Origin of the sequence: Mucilaginibacter endophyticus (genome assembly GCF_003351025.1) — a bacterium.
In the GTDB taxonomy this organism is placed as follows: Bacteria; Bacteroidota; Bacteroidia; order Sphingobacteriales; family Sphingobacteriaceae; genus Mucilaginibacter; species Mucilaginibacter endophyticus.
On the sequence record NZ_QPCG01000003.1, the window covers coordinates 638713 to 655004 of the forward strand.

The window sequence follows — 16292 nt, forward strand, 5'->3', positions numbered from 1 at the left end:
TGCCCGCAGCCAGTCGCTCAATTCCACCATCACGGCCTTCCCTGCAAAACGAACAGAACCACGGGCTGCAATTATTTTGCCCCTGTGCGCACTCCCACAGGCTTCTGCAAAAACTTGCTATGCCCCTGCAGCCGCATATTCCCAGCATCGTTCTGCCCGTTTTCACCCGAAGCTGATCTGCTGCGAAAAGCACTATTTTTTAATTATGTCATCGGTAGAAAGATAAACCATATCTTTAGCCCTACCACATTTATATTTTATGGCAAGCTATCAGGTAAACTGCATCGATAAACCCAAAGCATCAAGTACAGTTGAACAGATCACTCACATTGGTTATTATGAATCGTTAGACAGGCCAAGGGTAGTAATTTCTGTCGCCGAGGCCATAGCCCGGATTGAAGACAATAATCAGGCCTTTTACGTAAGTACCGAACGGGGCAAAACCTACCTCACCGTAGTAAAACCAGAAGACGGTGGCAAAAAACACCTCAAATCATTAACCGACAAGGCGGGTATTGATAACCTGCTGACCTTGGAAGAGGTTTAAGCATTCCTCCAAAACTAAACCTTTCGCCTTTAACCTTTTCCCTTTCGCCTCAAAAATTGAGCTCCACACCAAAGCAAATTTGAGCCACACACCAAACCTGCCCCCTTGTTTTAACCCGACCTTTGATTTGCTGTAAGGCTGATGCCATACAGTCAACAAAATATCAAAATTGAAACAATGAAAAAGAAAGTAATATTGGTAACCGGCGCCTCGGCCGGTATGGGGAAAGCATTTGCCGAAGAGTTATTGAAAGATGGGCATACTGTATATGGTGCCGCCCGCCGGATCGAAAAAATGGACGACATCAGCAAACTTGGCGTAAAGATACTGGCCATGGATGTAACCAACGAAGCCGAGATGATAGAAGGCATTGAAACCACTATAAAAACCGAAGGCCGGATAGATGTACTCATTAACAATGCCGGCTTCGGCTCGTACGGAGCTATTGAAGATGTGCCTTTAAGCGATGCACGTTACCAGCTTGAGGTAAACGTTTTAGGGGCAGCTCGGTTAATCCAGTTGGTGTTGCCCTACATGCGTGATCAGCGTTCGGGCACAATCATCAATATTTCAAGCATTGGCGGCAAATTTGCCGCGCCGCTGGGCGGCTGGTACCACTCAAGTAAGTTCGCGCTTGAGGCAATGAGCGATAGTTTACGTAATGAGGTTAAGCAATTCGGCATTAACGTAGTGGTTATTGAACCGGGCGGCATTAAATCTGAATGGAGTGGCATAGCGGCAGATAACCTGCTTAAGGTTTCTGGCAGGGGAGCATACGCTTCTATAGCAAATAAGTTCGCAAACATGTTAACCCAAACCGTTGAGGCCAAAATTCCCGGCCCAATGGTAATAGTGAACCTGGTACGCAAAGCCATCGCCAGTAAAAAACCCAAAACCCGCTATCACGGCGGCTATATGGCTTCACTGCTGCTTTTTTTGCGAAAGCTGTTATCTGACCGTGCTTTCGACGGGCTCATAAGCAGCCAGATAAAATAAGTTTGATTTATATTAGCGTTAAGCAAAACATGGAAGATAAAAGCCATATCCAGTTCAATAACCTGCTTTACTCCTGTACCGAACAAAAGGAACGCGGCAACGAGCAGTTTGTACGCGAACACGCGTTTGGGTACATTATATCGGGCGAGGTACATTCACTTAGCAATAATGAAAAACAGATTTTTAAACAGGGAATGATTGGCTTGGTACGCCGCAATCAACTGGTAAAATCAGTAAAAGTTCCTGCACCGGGCGGCGATTTTAAATCGATCAATATATTTCTGGAGCAGGGCTTTTTACGTCGTTATGCAGCCGAAAACAAGCTCCCGCCAGTTGACCATTATACCGGTGAGCCATTGATTGAACTGACTAATGATCCTTTTATAAAAGGCTACTTTGATTCGCTGCTGCCCTACTTCACCTATGGGGCGCAGCTTAACGCGCAACTGGCCGAGCTCAAAACCCGTGAGGCAATTGAGCTATTGTTAAGGGCAAATCCCGAACTAAAAAACTTTCTGTTCGATTTCAGTGAGCCACACAAAATAGACCTGGAAGCCTACATGAACCGGCATTACATGTACAATGTACCTACTGCCCAGTTTGCCCGCCTCACAGGCCGCAGCCTTGCCGGTTTTAAGCGTGATTTTGAAAAGATCTTTAAAATCCCGCCAGGCCAGTGGCTGCAGCAAAAGCGCCTGAACGAAGCTTATTTTCTTATCCGTGAAAAAGGGCGCAAACCATCAGATGTTTATCTGGATGTCGGTTTTGAAAATTTATCGCACTTTTCGTACTCTTTCAAGAAAACATTCGGGGTAGCGCCATCAACTATTTGATGGTGCTTATTCCTTTTTATCAACAATATACGAGCTAAGCCTTTTTACTTTGCCATTTTCCAGCTCGTAAAAATCGGCATAGTACATAGCCATTTCTTCCCCGTTTTTGCCTTTACACTGAACAAGTCCGTCAACTGCGGCGATATTACCGTCAACTACGATATGATCTTTAGTTGATGAAACCATTTTTACATCTTCCATTCCCCCGAAAAACTTATAAACCGAATCCTTTCCGTTCATAACCGTTACGGATGAGCCTCTCATTGTCCATTCTACATCATCTGCAAAAAAGCTTAAGATCTTCTCCACGTCGTTATTGTCAAAAGCGTCCAGAACCTGCAATACAATTTCTTTAGTTGTCATGATAGTTTGATTTTGTTTACGATAAAGTTAGGGAGGATACCTCCGGGATAAGAGGGGCAAAAACGACATTATCGGGGTGGTTTGTGACCATTTCCCAATTTATTATTTAAATTGCTGCAATTAAACACCAGCCATATCACATGATCAGCAAACAAGCACAAAACCAAAGCCCGGCGGCCATTGTAAAAACCCTCCCTATAATACACATGGCCCTTGTAGCAGGGCAGACATTATTTGCAGCAACCACATTTATCATTCCTAAAAACCCGGTTAAAAGCGCAGGCAATGATATGTTGATCTATATAGCACCTATATTAGCTGTAACATGTTTTATAGCAGGCCATTTCCTGTTCCTGAAATTATTGGGCAATATCAAAAGCGATAGTACATTGAAGGATAAACTTATGGCGTATCAATCTGCAACTATTGTCAGGCTGGCCTTACTTGAAGGCCCCTCATTGTTTAGCATTGTGGGCTTTTTACTAACGGGTAACATGATTTTTTTGGGCATAACCGGAGCCATCATAGCCTACTTTATTTACCTGCGCCCAACAAGGCAAAAAATTGAGGACGACCTGAGTTTAGGGTATGAGGAAAAGGCAGAACTTGGATAATTGATATCAATAGTTAAATTGAGTGCTAAGCAATTCGTGTAATTCGATCAAATTCAAGAAATTTGCGCCAACCAAATTGCGCCTGATCTATGTATCCCGAACTCATCAACCATATTAAACGATACATCCAGTTATCCCCGGCTGATGAGGAAAATATTTGCCGGCATTTTGAACTGAAGAAATTTAAAAAGAAAGAGCTCATTCTGGAGCCGGGAAAACTTTGCGCGGGCAACTATTTTGTGATCAAAGGCCTGGTACGGCAATACTTTGTTAACAACAAGCTTAACGAACAGATCATCCAGTTTGGTTTGGAAAGCTGGTGGATTGCAGATCAGGACAGCCTGCTTAACCATCAACCGGCTACCACCTATATCCAAACCATCGAGGCTTCAGAATTATTGCTGCTTAGCGAAAAGAACCGTGTAACCCTATTTCAGGCGGTGCCGCAAATGGAAGGTTATTTCCGTGTAATGATGCAAAAGGCCTTCATCGCGTCGCAAAGGCGCATCGGTTATATTTTTAATCAGAACGATGAGGAACGCTACCGCCACTTTACCGGCTTGTTTCCTGGCTTTGTACAACGGGTACCTCAGTATATGCTGGCCTCCTATTTAGGCTTCACTCCCCAGTTTTTAAGCAGGCTCAGAGCCAAAAAAATCTGATTTTCTTAAACTCAGTTCATTTTTTGAGGGCATGTTTATCCCCAACTTTGTATTAACAAAAAACAGAAAACATGAACCGTATAAAAATCAACACCGCCGAACCAGCCGGATACAGGGCCATGATAGCCCTTGAAAAATACATCGAAAGCACTGAGTTAACTACCCGTCATAAAGACCTGATCAAGATCCGTGCTTCACAAATTAATGGTTGTGCCTTTTGTGTGGATATGCACACTACCGACGCCCGCAAAGCAGGTGAAACCGAACGCCGCATTTACAATATCAGCGTTTGGCATGAAGCTCCTTTCTTTGACGAACAGGAACGCGCTATCCTGGCTTTAACTGAAGAAGTAACGCTGATCGCCGGCCGCGTATCTGACGAAACTTATAAAAAAGCAGCCGAACTATTTGACGAAAAATATTTAGCGCAGGTAATTATGGCCATCATCACCATTAACGCCTGGAACCGCATCGGTGTAACTACCCAACTACAGCCACCGCTTAATTAATTCCTTTTAATTTTGTTGTTTTGATTTTGAGCCGCGCGGGTAATACCGGGCGGCTTTGTTATTAGCCTAAATTAAGACGGCATCCAGGCCATCATCAATGCAACCTCATAAGTCCCCAGCGCAGTGGCAGGATCATTAGCGATGATTTCCTGCACTTGTGTTTCATCATCAACAACCACAATGCCCAAACCGTAAACACCTTTCGGGTCGAAAACCGGCCCGAAGATAAGAACCAGTCCCTCCTTCATTTTTCCTTTCAGGTACTCAGAGTGCGCCTGCATAATAATCCGCTCATCCTCGGTCATATCATTAGGAAACGTTGGGCGTTTACCGGTTAGCTTTATCACGTAATGCTTTTTCATCCTAATAAATTTAGGCTATTTTTTTTAATGCTTCATAATAATAGCAAGGGCAATTGTTACTTTAGCGAAACCATAAATCTTTACACAATGATCAAACCTTTATCACTTGGCTTAATTGCCTTCTTGCTGTTTATCAACCTGCGTACAAATGCCCAGCAAACGGTAGTACACACATTTGAAATTACCGAAATAAGCTATGGAATTTACACATCAAAAACAGTAGCCAAAGAACCCATGGCCGGATCGCCTACAGGTTACCATAACGTAGCCGACACCTCAGTACTGGTAAAAAAAACGCAAAGGATCCCGGCTAAATTAGGCATCCAATTTGGCGCCGAATACAAGGTAGCGGCCGATGGGAATAGCACTGTTCCTGTCGAGGTTGAATGGATACTTCCGGCAGTGTATGATCCGGCCAAAGGCACCACCAACACAAGCCTGAAATATCCCCTGGCTATCCCGGCAAACATGGTGAATAACAGCAGTTACACGCTCGAAAAAAAATCTGAGCTTTTAAAAGGTAACTGGGTATTAAATATCTATCATGATAGCAAAATAGTATACAGCAAAAAATTTGTGCTGTATTAAAAACTTCCGGTAAGGGCAGCGCTTAGGAATAATTATTGATAGTTATATGAAACATCATTATAATCTAAAAATACTCCTATGGCAACAGAAGCAAATGCATCCCATGGCAGCGCTAACGATATAGTACTGCAATTTATAAAAGCATTAAATGAAGAAGATTTTGCGGCAGCCCGAGGTTACGCCGCCGGCGACCTGAAATTTGTAGGCGTGCTCGGCGAGCGCGATGGCGCGGAAGCTTATTTCACCGATATGCGTAAGATGAAGTTAAAATATGATATCAAACGCGTATTTAGCGATGGCGATGACGTTTGCATCTTCTACGATATAGATATGGGCCGCACAACCATTTTCAGTTGCGGCTGGTATCACGTATTTGAGGGCAAAGTAAATTCCATCAGGGTGATATTTGACCCGAGGCCGTTATTGTAAATGAAGCCGATAAACAACAAAAATGTCATTATAAGTGGGTAACATTGGGATCTGTGAAGGAGAAATGACATTAACAAAAGAGGGATTGTCACCCTGAGCCTGTCGAAGGACGCGCGCAGAGGCCCTACCCACCATGCTTCGACTGGCTCAGCATGACACCCGTTTCAATGATATCGTCAGTACGAAGAACGACGAAGCAATCTCGTAGCTTAGCATATCGAATATGCATTGGCTACGAGATTGCCGCGCTTCGCTCGCAATGACATAAGTATTTCTTAAATCACTCTATTTAAATTACTTCCCCTCCCAATTATCCGTACGGAAAGGTGAAGCCGGTAATCCAACACCGTTGTACAAAGTACTTACCGGGTTATTGGCCCAGGCATAGCGTACTGCCACCGGGCTTTTAACATCAGGACTGCTCACAATAACCTTGTTGCCTTTTATTACCGCTGTTGCCCAATGAAACTTCATATCCTCACCTGCAATGGCAAAGCCCTGCATATTGTCGCCGCCCTGCGCTTTTAAACCTCCATCAGTAAAGTTGAAGCTTAACTCAATTTTATCGCCGTCAATTTTTTGCGATTTATACATCGGGCCCGAATAAGGCTGCGATTTGTGATAAGTTTTATCCAGGGCCACCAGCGCCAATCTCCGTCCTACTTCCTGTTTATTTTTAGGGTGGATATTATCGGCCTCCCCAAGGTCTACCGCTACGGCCATGCCTGTGTTTGGTAATTCAAGCGTTTGGGTCTGTGCCTCTCTTAACTCGGCCCAACCCGAACGGACAGGTTCGGTATCACGTTTCTGCCAGTTGGCCAGCTGTACAAAGTAAAAAGGAAAATTACCTTCGTTCCAGATGCTGCGCCAGCCTTTTATCATCCCTTCAAACAGATCTTTATATTGGGCTGGCCGGCCGGTGTTGGCTTCGCCCTGGTACCAGATAGCACCGCGGATTGCCATTGGTGTAAGCGGATTGATCATGGCATTGTATAATACCGCAAGCCTGTTAGGGTTATTTGCAACCGGTACAGGCGGAAGGCTTTTCATATTAAAACCTACTTTATAATCCCAATTGCCGGCCAAACTCATTTTTTCTCCCGAAGCCGAGATTAACTGCATATCGTCAACACCATAAAGGCCGCCACCACCACCGCTGTCAAAAACCCGTACGGTAATCACTGTTTCACCAGCTTTTACTTTTGAACCGGGAATAGTGTAATTGCGAGATTGTAAGTAACCTTCTGTCGCGCCTATTTTTTCGCCGTTAATCCAGGTAATGTCATTATCGTCAATCTTACCTAAGTTAACTTTAACATCCTGCCCGGCCCATGCTGCCGGGATAGTGATCTTTTTCCGGAACCAAACCACGCCGTCAAAATCTCCCAATACGCTTTTTTCAAAAAACTGGGGCAATGCCATGGTTCTCCATCCTGTTGTATCGGGGTTAAAAGCGTTGTTATTGGTATAACCCCAATCTGCCGCTGTAGCCTGCTGGTTCCAGGCTTCCAGTTTTTGGGCAAAAGTTTGCTGACTTTCGGTTTTGGCTGTTTCCTGCTGTTGTTTGATTTGCTGACTAAATACGGGATTACCGGTTAATGTATTTTCATCGCTCCATGCTTCAATCATGGTACCACCCCAATTGGTGCTGACGACGCCAATCGGAATATTTGCCTGTTTGTTGATTTCCCGCGCAAAAAAGTAAGCTACCGATGAAAACTCACCAATGGTTTGAGGCGAGCATACCATCCAGCCATTGTTAGCTATTTTAGCTTCGGTTTGCGGTATCAGGCTGTTAGCTTGTGATACCTGCAATAAGCGTATTTGGGGATAATTGGCATTGGCTATCTCTTCCTTGTAATTATTCACCTGCCCCCAACCGGCTACAGGCATTTCCATATTCGACTGGCCCGAGCAGATCCACACCTCGCCTATCAATACATTATTTAAAACAACGGGATCGCTGCCATCGGTAATAGTAACCTTGTATGGGCCGCCGTATGATGGTGTTTTGACCTTCAACTTCCAGTTACCATCAGCATCAGCTACTGTTGTATAGGTTTTATTATTCCATGAAGATGTGACGGTTACGGTTTTACCGGCATCGGCCTTGCCCCACACACGGGCCATTGTTTTTTGCTGTAAAACCATATTATCGCTAAAAACGCCCGGCATTACCACTTTGGCGAATACACCGGTATTAAGCAACAAGCCCCCGATTATCACAGGTAAACACTTTTTCAGGTTCATTAAATTTTGATTTAAGATTACAGGTTTATTGATTGATTTGATTGGCCTTAAAGTTAAGTGCTGCAACTGACAAATTAAAAAACGTTTTAGCAACATTTAACAAACAATTATTTCTATTAGGCCGGCAAAAGCAACACATCCTATCAAATTTCATTTTATTTAGACTTAATATAAATAAGGAGTTATATTTGCCGGCGTTTAAGTTACACTAACTCATATTGACTATTGATGAAACCCTTATTCTCCATCATCCTCGCATTTCTATTTATAACACCATTTACTTTACAAGCCCAAACAACGGGCAATATCACAGGTAAAGTAACCCTGGTAGATGGCCAGCCACTGGCATCGGGCTCAGTTTCCATCACGGAACTCGCCAAAACCACCCTTACCGACGAAAATGGTAACTACTCATTCAACAACATTGCCGAAGGTAATTATACCATCAAGGTACAGGTGCTGGGCGCAGCCGAAAAAGATATCCCGGTAAAAGTTACCGCAGGGCAAACCGTTACGGTTAATTATCAACTTCCGAAAGAGAACGTTCAGGCCCTGCAGGAAGTGACCATAACTACCAACACCAACAAGTTTTCAAAAAAGGAGAGCGTTTACATTGCCCGTCTTCCTTTAAAAAATCTGGAAAACCCGCAGGTTTACAACTCAGTTTCTAAAGAACTGATCCAGGAGCAGGTTGCGGTTGATCTGGGTAGCATCTCTAAGAATGTACCGGGTGCAGGTATCCCGATGATAGCCAACCAGGGCAGGGTTACTTTCCGCTCACGTGGCTTTGAGACTGAACCTAATGCCCGTAACGGCGTTGCAGGCGCGGCATTTTCTTTTATTGATCCGGTAAACCTGGAGCGTATTGAGGCCATCAAAGGGCCATCTGCTACGTTATTTGGTACCAGTATCTCCAGCAGCTATGGCGGTTTGTACAACCGTGTTACTAAAAAACCCTACAACGGCTTTGGCGGTGAAGTAGCCTACTACGGCGGCAGCTGGAATTTTAACCGTATTGCATGGGATGTGAATACCCCGGTTAATGCCGATAAAACAGCATTATTCCGTTTAAACGGCGCTACCTCTTTTCAAAAAAGCTTCCAGGATTTGGGCTTTACCAATACCATAAGCCTTGCGCCAAGTTTTTCATACCAAATAACCGACAGGCTTTCCTTATTGCTCGATGTTGAATTTGGCCAGGCTAAAGCAACGTCGGTAGTACGTTTTAACCCTTACGTTGGCAACAAAACCCCGGTAGCTCCAAAATCAATCGCAGATCTTAATTTTCCTTACAACAAAACTTTCATGAGTAATGATCTGGCTTATTCAACCCAGATGATCAACATTTTTGCTCAGCTTAACTATAAGATTTCCGAAAAATGGACTTCACAAACCATTATTTCCCGTGCACGTTCAACCATAAACGGATATATCACAGCGCTTAATGGTAAATCGGCAACAACCATGAGTCCGCAGGTTATTGCAGGTAATACATCGTTCATAGCTACGGACCTGCAACAAAATTTTATTGGTGATTTCAAGATCGGCAACCACCGCAACCGCGTAGTAGCCGGGTTGGATTATTACAACAACTCCAACAGCTTTGACAGGGTAACGGTTAACCTGCCGGCAATTGATTTTATCAACGTTCCGTCAAGCTACCGCGTTAGTCGTTTCAAGATTGACTCGCTGACGAGCAAAGGCACACTGCGTAAAGAAAACAACGGCGATAATACTTACGCCGCTTACATATCGGATGTATTTAATGTTACCGACCAATTGTTGGTGATGGCAAGCTTACGTGCCGATCGTTATCAGTATGGTGGTGTTTACAATATCGCTACAGGTGTAACAGCCGGTGGTCTTGGCGCCAATGGCGTGCAAACCGGTCCTTACGGACAGACTGCTTTCTCGCCTAAATTAGGTGTAGTTTATGAGCTGTTTAAAGATAAATTATCGTTATTTGGTAACTACATGAACGGCTTTTTTAACAAAAGCGGCGTGTTTAAAGATGGCAGTGCCTTTAAACCTGAACACGCTAACCAGCTTGAGTTTGGTGTAAAAGGCGATGTGCTTGACCACAGATTAACAGGTACTATCAGTTACTACGATATTGAGGTAAAAGATATCATCAGGCCTGATCCGGCCGATCCGGTAAACTATTCTGTACAGGATGGTAACCAGCGCAGCCGTGGCGTTGAGGTTGACCTTACAGCCAACCCATTCGCGGGCCTTAACATCGTGGCTGGTTATGCATACAATGACAGCAAGGTTACCAAAGGCGACTCAACAACCCAGGGTCTGCGCCCGGGCTTATCTGGCTCGCCGCATACCGTGAACTTTTGGGTTAGCTACCGTATTCCAACAGGTAATCTGAGAGGTTTAGGTGCCGGTTTTGGCGGTAACTATGGTAATGCTTCGTACCAAACCAATACTACACTTACCAAAATCATTATCCCATCGTATACCCTGCTTGATGCAACCCTGTTTTATGATCAGCCAAAATACCGCATCAGCTTTAAGGTTGATAACCTGACCAGCGAAAAAGCATGGTCTGTAAGGTTAACGCCGCAGGCACCTGCCCGGTTTATAGGTAGCATGAGCCTTAAGTTTTAACAGAAGAGCGCTTAAGCATAGCAAAGGCCGGAAGATTAAACCTTCCGGCCTTTGTTTTTTATCTGTCGCCAATAATTACCTCGCGATGCTTCTTTCCCCAGTCGGCAAGGTCATGAATAATACCTTGTAATGTCCAGCCGTATTCGGTTAAATTATACTGAACGGTAACAGGCTGGGTATCCAAAACAGTACGCTTGATCAGCTTATTCTGTTCCAGCTCCTTCAGTTCTTTACTGAGCATTTTGTTTGATATGCCATCCACATCATTCAAAATATCAGAAAACCTCCTCTGGTTATAATAGCAAATTGATGATATAATGGAGATCTTCCATTTCCCGCTCAATACATCCATCGCGTCATGGATGGCCATGATCTCTTTTTTGTGCCCTGCAATACAGGCGTTGATGTCAATCATAAGTTACCTGGTTACTCAAAAGTTACTGTTACTTTTAGTTACAAAGTAACAAAAATAAATCAATCTACCCTAAGTTTGCATCATAAACAAATGAAAAATTTAAAATGAACTTCAAAGACAAAAACGTAGTTATAACCGGTGGTAGTACCGGAATTGGCCTGGCAAGCGCACAGGCATTTATTAAGGCAGGCGCAAACGTATGGATCACAAGCAGAAGTGCCGGTAATCTGCAAAAAGCCGCCGAAACCATCAACAGCCCAAAACTAAAAACCATAGTTTCCGACACATCAAACCTGGAAGGGATAGCAATTTTAGAAAAAGCCGTGGCGGAAAGTGGCAATAAGCTGGACGTGCTTTTCCTTAACGCCGGTATAGCCGTATTTACCCCGATTGAACAAGCCACCGAGGCTGATTTTGACGTGCAATTTAATACCAATGTTAAAGGTTATTTCTTTACGCTTCAAAAGTTGATTCCGCATCTGGCAGATGGCTCGGCGGTAATATTCACATCCTCAACCGTGGCTACGGCTTCAAACGTAGGTACCAGTGTATATTCTGCCACCAAAGGCGCTGTCAATAAAATTGCCCAGATCGCGGCAAATGAATTAGCTCCCAGAAAAATTCGTGTAAACATTCTTAGCCCAGGGCCAATCCAAACACCCGGATTAGACTATGCTATACCTGCCGAAGCTAAACCACATTTGGCAGCCGCCACAGCCCTGCAACGTATAGGTGACGCTAAAGAGGTTGCCAGTACCGTATTGTTCCTGGCATCGGATGCAGCAAGCTTTATTACCGGAACGGAGATTGTAGTTGACGGCGGTTATCTTACCTACGGTTTAAAGTAAAACCGGCGGGTAATCCTGTAAAACCATTGAGGCCGGAATTTCTTCCGGCCTCAATGGTTTTCTTTTTATATAATCGCTTATTGTTTAACTGTAATTGCTGATGCCTCAACCTGCAGGCAGTAATTACAGCGATGGCGTACCGCTTTATAAGCCACGCCTTTGTAGTTTCCGGGAGATGGATCTTCCCAATCTTCCCTGATAATATACAAGCCAGACATTGTAGGTTTAAAAAAGGCTTCGCCTTCTTCATTGATAATTAACTCCTTTTCCCAGTTTTCAGGATTGAAAACCCGTAGCGATGTTTTTGGTTCGGCAACACGGCCATCTTTAAACGCTTTAACCGATATCAATCCCTTTTTACCGGTTGTAGCAATGATATCCAATAGCTGGGCCGGAGTCGAATCTGTATTTCCGGTACCCACTACATAGGCGGAGCACAAATAATCAATAGGCCTGATATTTTTACCCCCGGTTTTAGAGCGGTCAACAACCTCGTGAGTATCATTTATGCCCAGGATGCGGTAAACGCCGTTATGTGAGGGTGTAAAGGACGCTTCCCAGCAATCGGCCTTTTTAAGGATAGGTAATGCTGTTTTGTTCCCTTTTTCATCCAAAAGCGATATCTCAAAATCTCCGGCGCGATCAAGCTCAACTCCAGTATCACGATGCCGGATACTAAACTCATCAATGTTACCGTAGCAAACCTGGATATATGCGGTTTCGTTCAATTTACCCGAACCTTTGATTTCCATCCAGTAAGCGCTCGCGTTACCGGCAAAAGGCATAAATGTAAAAAGCAGTATAACCCTGAATACAGATAGTTTCATGCCGCCAAATTAGCAATTATTAAGCAGCCGCCAGGCAGAAATCCCCCGGAGGGGGTAATAGCCCATCATTGGACAGCAGCGGAAAATGACAGACCGTATAATGGACTCACCCGGTCTACGCTACGCTGGACCACCCTCTCTTCGCCTTTGGCGGAAAGAGGGTAAGAAAAATAAAGGATATAAATTCCCCCCTCTCTTTACGCTTGCGTAGAGAGGGGTCACGAGCGCAGCGATGTTGGGGTGAGTTGATATGCGAACTGATTTTACCCATTATGTCTAACACGGGATATTACTCCCCCGGAGGGGGTACAGGTTTGTAGCAATGTACGCATCCAAAACAACCGTGCCGTAGGTATGGAACATCAACTGGAGTTGTGTACCGCTGGGCACACTAAAAATTGGCAATAATTTATTGCTACATACCTTTTGCGCCGCTGGTGCAAGCTGCCTGCTATTTAGCTAAGACACTGCTGGTAATGGCAACCATGAAGATCATGCCAGCACAAAAAATTGATATTGATAAGTTGAAAAGAATACTTAGGCGGAAAAGCTTGAGAAAACTATCCGGAGGAGAAAATAAACAATGTGCTATCCCTGGCTAACACATTGCTTTTTAACTAAAACTGTATTTTACAATGAAAATACCCATTAAAGAACTATCGGGAATATCGTTACGGGAAACAAACGTTTGCCCTGTATATTCTTAATTAAATCTTTCAGCAAAAACATCACTAAACCAATTAACAGACATAGCTGTTAACATCTCTATATTTTCAATAAGACGACTTTGATCGGGTTATCGTTGCAGGATGGGATATTTTTTTCAACACTGAATAAGATTAAGGTTATTGCAAAACTAAACAATTCGTTAACAAAAAGATTAAAAATTGATTAGAAAAGTGTTTTTTACCTATTAATTGAGGTAAAATAAAAGTTACTTGCCCTCTTTTGCCTTAGATAGATGGCATTTTCTCTTCCATTTTAATGATTTCGCGTCATTTAATCCTGTTATAGTTTTTAGCTATCAGCTTATAGAATTAATTGATTGTGATTGTTGAAGTTAACATCATAATTTTATGAAACTTAATACCTAACCAAGGGGTTAAGCAGCAGATTCAATATATAAATACAATTATGGAAAACGGATCAAATGACATCAGTAAATGCCCGTTTCACAACGGCACTATGAAAAACAATGCTGGCGGTGGCGGTACACGCAACCATAACTGGTGGCCTAACCAGTTAAAGCTTAACATCCTGCGCCAGCACTCTTCGCTGTCAAACCCGATGGAAGAAGATTTTAACTATGCTGAAGCCTTTAAAAGCCTCGACCTGGAAGCTGTAAAAAAAGACCTTCATGCGCTCATGACCGATTCGCAGGATTGGTGGCCAGCCGATTTTGGGCACTACGGAGGCCTGTTTATCCGTATGGCCTGGCACAGCGCCGGAACCTATCGTGTAGGCGACGGGCGTGGTGGTGCAGGTGCGGGTTTACAACGCTTTGCGCCGCTTAACAGCTGGCCGGATAACGTGAGCCTTGATAAAGCCCGCAGGTTGCTTTGGCCTATCAAACAAAAATATGGCCGCAAAATTTCATGGGCCGATCTGATGATCCTTACCGGTAACATCGCGCTTGAATCAATGGGCTTTAAAACCTTTGGATTTGCAGGTGGCCGCGAAGATGCCTGGGAAGCCGACGAATCTGTTTACTGGGGTGCCGAAACTACCTGGCTGGGTGGCGATATTCGCTACGCTCATGGCTCGCATGGTGTACAGGAAGGTCACGGCGTGCTGGTATCTGACGATGACGCCGATGGCGATATCCACTCGCGTAATCTCGAAAAACCACTTGCCGCTGTGCAAATGGGCTTAATATACGTAAACCCTGAAGGTCCGGATGGCAACCCTGACCCGGTTATGGCGGCTAAGGATATCCGCGATACCTTCGGCCGTATGGCTATGAACGATGAGGAAACTGTTGCTTTGATAGCCGGTGGCCATACCTTTGGTAAAACCCATGGCGCGGCATCTGCAGATAATGTAGGTAAAGAACCTGAAGCCTCTGATCTTGAACTACAGGGTTTTGGCTGGAAAAATGGCTACGGATCTGGTAAAGGTGCCGATACCATTACCAGCGGTCTGGAAGTTACCTGGACAACAACCCCAACCAAATGGAGCAACAACTTTTTCGAAAACCTTTTCGGTTACGAATGGGAGTTAACCAAAAGTCCGGCCGGTGCGCACCAATGGGTTGCAAAAAACGCGGAAGCTATTATCCCTGATGCTTATGATGCTTCAAAAAAGCATTTGCCAACCATGCTCACTACCGACCTTGCCTTGAGGTTTGATCCGGCTTACGAAAAAGTATCAAGAAACTTCCTGGAAAATCCGGATGCTTTTGCCGATGCCTTTGCACGCGCCTGGTTTAAACTAACCCACCGTGATATGGGCCCGCGGGTACGTTACCTGGGGGCCGATGTGCCGCAAGAAGTACTGCTTTGGCAGGATCCAATCCCGGCTGCCGATTATGCTCCGATAGTTGAAAGTGACGTGGCAGCTTTAAAAGGAAAGATCCTGGCATCGGGCTTAAGCGTGTCTGAACTGGTTTCTACAGCATGGGCTTCGGCTTCTACTTTCCGCGGTACTGATAAACGTGGTGGCGCTAATGGTGCACGTATTCGTCTGGCTCCGCAAAGATACTGGCAGGCAAACAACCCTGTACAACTGCAAAAAGTATTGAATGTGCTTGAAGGCATCCAGAAAGACTTTAACGGAGCACAAACCGGTGGCAAAAAAGTTTCACTGGCAGATTTGATCGTACTGGCCGGAACTGCGGCCGTTGAAAAAGCAGCTAAAGACGGAGACCATAACGTTACTGTTCCGTTCACTCCGGGCCGTACCGATGCCTCACAGGAGGAAACCGATGTGGAATCATTTGGTTACCTGGAACCTGCGGCCGATGGTTTCCGTAACTACCGCAAAACAAAGTACCCGGTTTCTACCGAGGAATTACTGATTGACAAGGCGCATCTGCTTACACTTACTGCTCCTGAGTTAACCGCGTTATTGGGTGGCCTGCGGGTATTGAACATTAACCATGACGGATCGAAACATGGTGTGTTTACCATACATGAAGGCGTACTTAGTAGCGATTTCTTTGTGAACCTGCTTGATATGGGTACAGCATGGAAAGCTACATCTGAAAGTAAAGAACTTTATGAGGGTAGCGACCGTGAAACAGGTGCAGCGAAATGGACTGCTACCCGTGCCGACCTGGTATTTGGCTCTAATGCCGAATTGAGGGCTATTGCCGAAGTATATGGCAGCGCCGATGGAAAAGATAAGTTTATAAAAGATTTCGTAGCAGCGTGGACCAAGGTAATGAACCTTGACAGGTTTGATCTGTAATCTTTATAAAAGTAATAATGAAAAC

General features: G+C 44.5%; 16 protein-coding genes. 11 read left to right on the top strand and 5 right to left on the bottom strand.

Going from position 1 to position 16292, the window contains the following annotated elements:
• The first annotated feature begins 259 nt into the window (after window positions 1-259).
• The 3 genes from DUL71_RS15970 (at window position 260) to DUL71_RS15980 (ending at window position 2376) form a co-directional block, all read left to right on the top strand.
• Window positions 260-547 (top strand): DUF3892 domain-containing protein, encoded by a 288-nt coding sequence (locus tag DUL71_RS15970; RefSeq protein ID WP_114939030.1) that lies wholly within the window; start codon window positions 260-262, stop codon window positions 545-547.
• Between the two features lie 177 nt (window positions 548-724).
• The gene (locus tag DUL71_RS15975; protein ID WP_114939203.1) at window positions 725-1543 is read left to right on the top strand and encodes an oxidoreductase; all 819 of its coding nucleotides are present in this window, start codon (window positions 725-727) and stop codon (window positions 1541-1543) included.
• A 29-nt stretch (window positions 1544-1572) separates the two neighbouring features.
• Window positions 1573-2376, top strand: a complete 804-nt coding sequence (locus DUL71_RS15980; protein WP_114939031.1) for a helix-turn-helix domain-containing protein — start codon at window positions 1573-1575, stop codon at window positions 2374-2376.
• Window positions 2377-2382: 6 nt separating this feature from the next.
• On the opposite strand, the gene DUL71_RS15985 is transcribed toward DUL71_RS15980, so the two are convergent.
• On the bottom strand, window positions 2383-2739 hold the full coding sequence (locus DUL71_RS15985; RefSeq protein ID WP_114939032.1) for a nuclear transport factor 2 family protein: 357 nt from the start codon (window positions 2737-2739) through the stop codon (window positions 2383-2385).
• Between the two features lie 140 nt (window positions 2740-2879).
• Between DUL71_RS15985 and DUL71_RS15990 the strand changes: the two genes are divergently transcribed.
• The 3 genes from DUL71_RS15990 to DUL71_RS16000 all read left to right on the top strand — a co-directional run bounded on the left by DUL71_RS15990 (window position 2880) and on the right by DUL71_RS16000 (window position 4524).
• The gene (locus DUL71_RS15990) at window positions 2880-3353 is read left to right on the top strand and encodes a hypothetical protein (protein WP_114939033.1); all 474 of its coding nucleotides are present in this window, start codon (window positions 2880-2882) and stop codon (window positions 3351-3353) included.
• An 89-nt stretch (window positions 3354-3442) separates the two neighbouring features.
• Window positions 3443-4015: a Crp/Fnr family transcriptional regulator gene (locus tag DUL71_RS15995; RefSeq protein WP_114939034.1), complete on the top strand. Its 573-nt coding sequence runs from the start codon at window positions 3443-3445 to the stop codon at window positions 4013-4015.
• Between the two features lie 71 nt (window positions 4016-4086).
• The gene (locus tag DUL71_RS16000; RefSeq protein ID WP_114939035.1) at window positions 4087-4524 is read left to right on the top strand and encodes a carboxymuconolactone decarboxylase family protein; all 438 of its coding nucleotides are present in this window, start codon (window positions 4087-4089) and stop codon (window positions 4522-4524) included.
• 71 nt (window positions 4525-4595) lie between these two features.
• Here the strand turns inward: DUL71_RS16000 and DUL71_RS16005 are convergent, their stop codons facing one another.
• Entirely contained in the window at window positions 4596-4886 is a 291-nt protein-coding gene (locus DUL71_RS16005; protein ID WP_114939036.1) for a YciI family protein, read from the bottom strand.
• An 87-nt stretch (window positions 4887-4973) separates the two neighbouring features.
• Between DUL71_RS16005 and DUL71_RS16010 the strand changes: the two genes are divergently transcribed.
• Both DUL71_RS16010 and DUL71_RS16015 read left to right on the top strand, forming a co-directional pair.
• Window positions 4974-5474, top strand: a complete 501-nt coding sequence (locus DUL71_RS16010) for a DUF3859 domain-containing protein (RefSeq protein WP_161964448.1) — start codon at window positions 4974-4976, stop codon at window positions 5472-5474.
• Between the two features lie 78 nt (window positions 5475-5552).
• Window positions 5553-5903: a nuclear transport factor 2 family protein gene (locus DUL71_RS16015; protein ID WP_114939038.1), complete on the top strand. Its 351-nt coding sequence runs from the start codon at window positions 5553-5555 to the stop codon at window positions 5901-5903.
• Between the two features lie 294 nt (window positions 5904-6197).
• Here the strand turns inward: DUL71_RS16015 and DUL71_RS16020 are convergent, their stop codons facing one another.
• Window positions 6198-8153: a sialate O-acetylesterase gene (locus DUL71_RS16020; protein WP_114939204.1), complete on the bottom strand. Its 1956-nt coding sequence runs from the start codon at window positions 8151-8153 to the stop codon at window positions 6198-6200.
• A 228-nt stretch (window positions 8154-8381) separates the two neighbouring features.
• On the opposite strand from DUL71_RS16020, the gene DUL71_RS16025 reads away from it, so the two are divergent.
• Entirely contained in the window at window positions 8382-10769 is a 2388-nt protein-coding gene (locus tag DUL71_RS16025; protein ID WP_114939039.1) for a TonB-dependent receptor, read from the top strand.
• Between the two features lie 58 nt (window positions 10770-10827).
• On the opposite strand, the gene DUL71_RS16030 is transcribed toward DUL71_RS16025, so the two are convergent.
• Entirely contained in the window at window positions 10828-11184 is a 357-nt protein-coding gene (locus DUL71_RS16030) for a winged helix-turn-helix transcriptional regulator (protein WP_114939040.1), read from the bottom strand.
• Between the two features lie 104 nt (window positions 11185-11288).
• On the opposite strand from DUL71_RS16030, the gene DUL71_RS16035 reads away from it, so the two are divergent.
• Window positions 11289-12032 carry an SDR family NAD(P)-dependent oxidoreductase gene (locus tag DUL71_RS16035; protein WP_114939041.1) on the top strand — a complete coding sequence of 248 codons (744 nt, stop codon included), beginning with the start codon at window positions 11289-11291 and terminating at the stop codon, window positions 12030-12032.
• 77 nt (window positions 12033-12109) lie between these two features.
• Here DUL71_RS16035 and DUL71_RS16040 read toward each other — a convergent pair whose 3' ends face one another.
• On the bottom strand, window positions 12110-12859 hold the full coding sequence (locus tag DUL71_RS16040) for a hypothetical protein (RefSeq protein ID WP_114939042.1): 750 nt from the start codon (window positions 12857-12859) through the stop codon (window positions 12110-12112).
• Between the two features lie 1134 nt (window positions 12860-13993).
• Between DUL71_RS16040 and katG the strand changes: the two genes are divergently transcribed.
• Complete coding sequence (katG, locus tag DUL71_RS16045; RefSeq protein ID WP_114939043.1) at window positions 13994-16267, top strand: catalase/peroxidase HPI; 2274 nt, start codon at window positions 13994-13996, stop codon at window positions 16265-16267.
• Window positions 16268-16292 lie beyond the last annotated feature (25 nt).